Source organism: Schnuerera sp., from assembly GCF_035459645.1.
In the GTDB taxonomy this organism is placed as follows: domain Bacteria; phylum Bacillota; class Clostridia; order Tissierellales; family Tepidimicrobiaceae; genus Schnuerera.
Genome location: NZ_DATHXO010000231.1, coordinates 1 through 2,792, shown reverse-complemented (window position 1 = coordinate 2,792; position 2,792 = coordinate 1). Strand labels below are relative to the sequence as shown.

Genomic DNA, 2,792 nt, shown 5'->3' with positions numbered 1-2,792 from the left:
ATCTCTGACATCCCCTATAAAAAATCTTAAATCTTTTTGATTCTCTTTAAACCGTTTTCTCATTAAATCCTGTTTAAATTCATCCCTAGAATATATAATTATCTTTTTAGGTTTATATCTTTCAAATATCATTTGAGTAAACTTTTGACCAAAAGAACCTGTCCCACCAGTTATAAGTATTGTCTTGTTGTTTAGCATATTTATCCCTCATTACTTATATTATTTTCTAAAAATGCTTCTATGATAAATCGCATTTCATTATAGGCTTCATCTATATTATCCATATCTCCTTTACATAAATCCATAAAAACTTTGAAACTCTTTACTATCCTGCTACCCTTTTCTACTGGATTTCTTTCATCATTTAAACTATCTATGCTATTGGCTAACAATTCATATTGTACTCTATTCATTGGTAAAATGAATACTTTAAAAAAATCATTGTTTTCAATCTTTCTTAATATCTTATCTAATTTAACATAAGTCTTTTCTGCTTGTTTGAAATTTCTATTTCCTATTAGTCTTTCTATTCTATTTAAAATATTATAATATTCATCTGTTAATTTTAATGCTCTCTTATAAGCTATATCCATTTTCTTAGATTGGCTTTCTAAATATCCACTATCATAATTGGTTTTATTAACCTCTAACCAATTACCATACACCACTTTTTCCTTTAAATATCTATTGATTACAGTTTCTAACTCTATAAAATCCGTTCCTTCTATATGAGCTCCACCTTTTGTGGTATTAATTACCGTCATATCTGGAAAAGATTTAATATAATATTCCATTTGTTGTCTCATACTATCGAATCCTGCATTGGTCAATATCTCTTCTCCATATACATCTTTTACATAAATCCCCTTCTTAATTTCACTATCTGTAATATCCTTACTATAATGAATTCCTTCAGAATGTCGTTTTTTACCTTTATATGCTAAGTTTTGTCCCACTAAAATTATCTTATTAAATCCTAATTCATGTAATAATTGTAGGGTAACTACTGCTATAGTTGGTGCATCATATACCATGTCTATAGGCTTACCGTATTTATTCTTTAAATAATAATTAGATACTGTATCCTGACTAGTAATCATGTGATATTTATCCCCTAGATAATTTATCAATGTTTCATATCCAACACTAGATCCAAATATCATGGGAATATCCTTTATCTCTCTTTCTTTAATTTTTGTAAATACATTTTGATTGAATTCACCAGGATCATATGTAGTTGCTGCATCTGGATATATATTATTATATATCAATGTATTTATAGCCGACCCAACGCTAAATATATAAGCTAATCCATTTTCTTTTATATATCTAATATTCTCTATTTCTTCATTTAATGATGGTCCTGCAGCTACAAGTATGGCAGGTTTGTTTTTAAATGCACCTTTCTTTTCTAATAGTATATTGGGAGTATTTAATACTTCCCCAAAATTTTTCATACTATTTAATATCCATCGTTCTTGAAAAGCTAAGTTTGTTCCCATACTCGTTTTTTTATCCTTTATGGTTTCCTTGAATAATTCTAAGAACCTATTGTATTCTTCGGTAAATATATTTCTATGGCTATTTAAAACAATATGTATAAATTTGCCATTTGTTTTATCGACTAATTGATTAAAAAACTTCCTAATATCTGCCTCATTATCAGCTAAAATTATATCTTTCAATTTTAACGAAGGTAATCTCTTTAATGAATTATGAGATAAATAGGTATATAGCATCTCTGGTATAGGTTCATATATGTAATAATTTATATCTGGATGTTTCTTTAAAAATAAATCTATATGGTATCCTAATCCAGTCCCATAGAAAATAACCGTTGTATCTGGTTCTATTTCTTCATATTCTTCTATAATAGCTTCTGCTTCTCTAATTGGATTGTATTTACTATGGAGATAAAGCTTTTTATTATCTTTTTCTATCCATATAGTCTTGTCTCCTCTTCTTGTTTCCTCTACTTGAACCAAAGAATTGTCCATAGTCTTTTCTAAAGGTCTTAGCCTATTCCATATGTTAGGATAGGTAGACTTCAAAATGTTTATATTATCAATTAACATCATTTATTTCCACCTCTTCTGAAATTAGCTTTAATAATTTTACCTTCATATCCTTAAACAAAGGAATAATTTCATAAGATAGTATATCTGCTGTGGAAACAAAGTCACTATTTTGTAAAATTTCCTCAAATTCTACCAATAATTCTTGTAATTCATATATGTCTTTTGCATAGATATTCCATTCCTCATAATCATTGACTATGGTTTTTAATTGTTCATTGGAATCTATGGCTGCAAAAGTATCCATTATCCATTTAATACCTTCTATTAAGTCCATCAGTTTGCTCCAAGATTCTTTTGATGGAGTTTTATAAAATTCATTTGATAGTATTTCAATTTCTGGAATTGCTCTTTCTAAATAGTCAACGGTGGATAATAATATTTCTTCTGACATTCTTTTTATGGTTTTAGTCACTACTATTACTTTTTCTATATTTCTAATATTGTCTAGGAAATAATCATAGAAATCATCATATATTTCTAATCCATCAATTATTAGGTGACTAAATATAAGATTTGTATCTCTTACAGTATCATTAATTTCATTAAACATAGTATCAAGTATATTTTTATTATTTTCATATTCTAAAATTTTGTCAAGTATATGTATTTTCATCAAATTCCCTCCAAAAAATGGTCTGTATATATTATCGACAGAATTTGATAAATATTTATTGGTTTTTGATAAAACTCATATAAAACTAGCCTTTAATCTAC

Annotated in this window: 3 protein-coding genes; all 3 read right to left on the bottom strand. The window is 27.1% G+C overall.

The window, feature by feature from the left end:
• Positions 1–198: polysaccharide biosynthesis protein (locus VK998_RS05470; protein ID WP_325226366.1), on the bottom strand; the 198-nt coding region annotated here is incomplete at its 3' end.
• Positions 199–200: 2 nt separating this feature from the next.
• Positions 201–2,078 carry a motility associated factor glycosyltransferase family protein gene (locus tag VK998_RS05465; protein WP_325226364.1) on the bottom strand — a complete coding sequence of 626 codons (1,878 nt, stop codon included), beginning with the start codon at positions 2,076–2,078 and terminating at the stop codon, positions 201–203.
• Positions 2,065–2,691: a hypothetical protein gene (locus VK998_RS05460; protein WP_325226363.1), complete on the bottom strand. Its 627-nt coding sequence runs from the start codon at positions 2,689–2,691 to the stop codon at positions 2,065–2,067. The genes VK998_RS05465 and VK998_RS05460 overlap by 14 nt, the downstream gene beginning before the upstream one ends.
• Positions 2,692–2,792 lie beyond the last annotated feature (101 nt).

Excerpts from the sequence above, each read along its gene's own strand:
- VK998_RS05460 (WP_325226363.1), bottom strand. The coding sequence starts at position 2,691 with ATGAAAATACATATACTTGACAAAATTTTAGAATATGAAAATAATAAA.
- VK998_RS05465 (WP_325226364.1), bottom strand. The coding sequence starts at position 2,078 with ATGATGTTAATTGATAATATAAACATTTTGAAGTCTACCTATCCTAAC.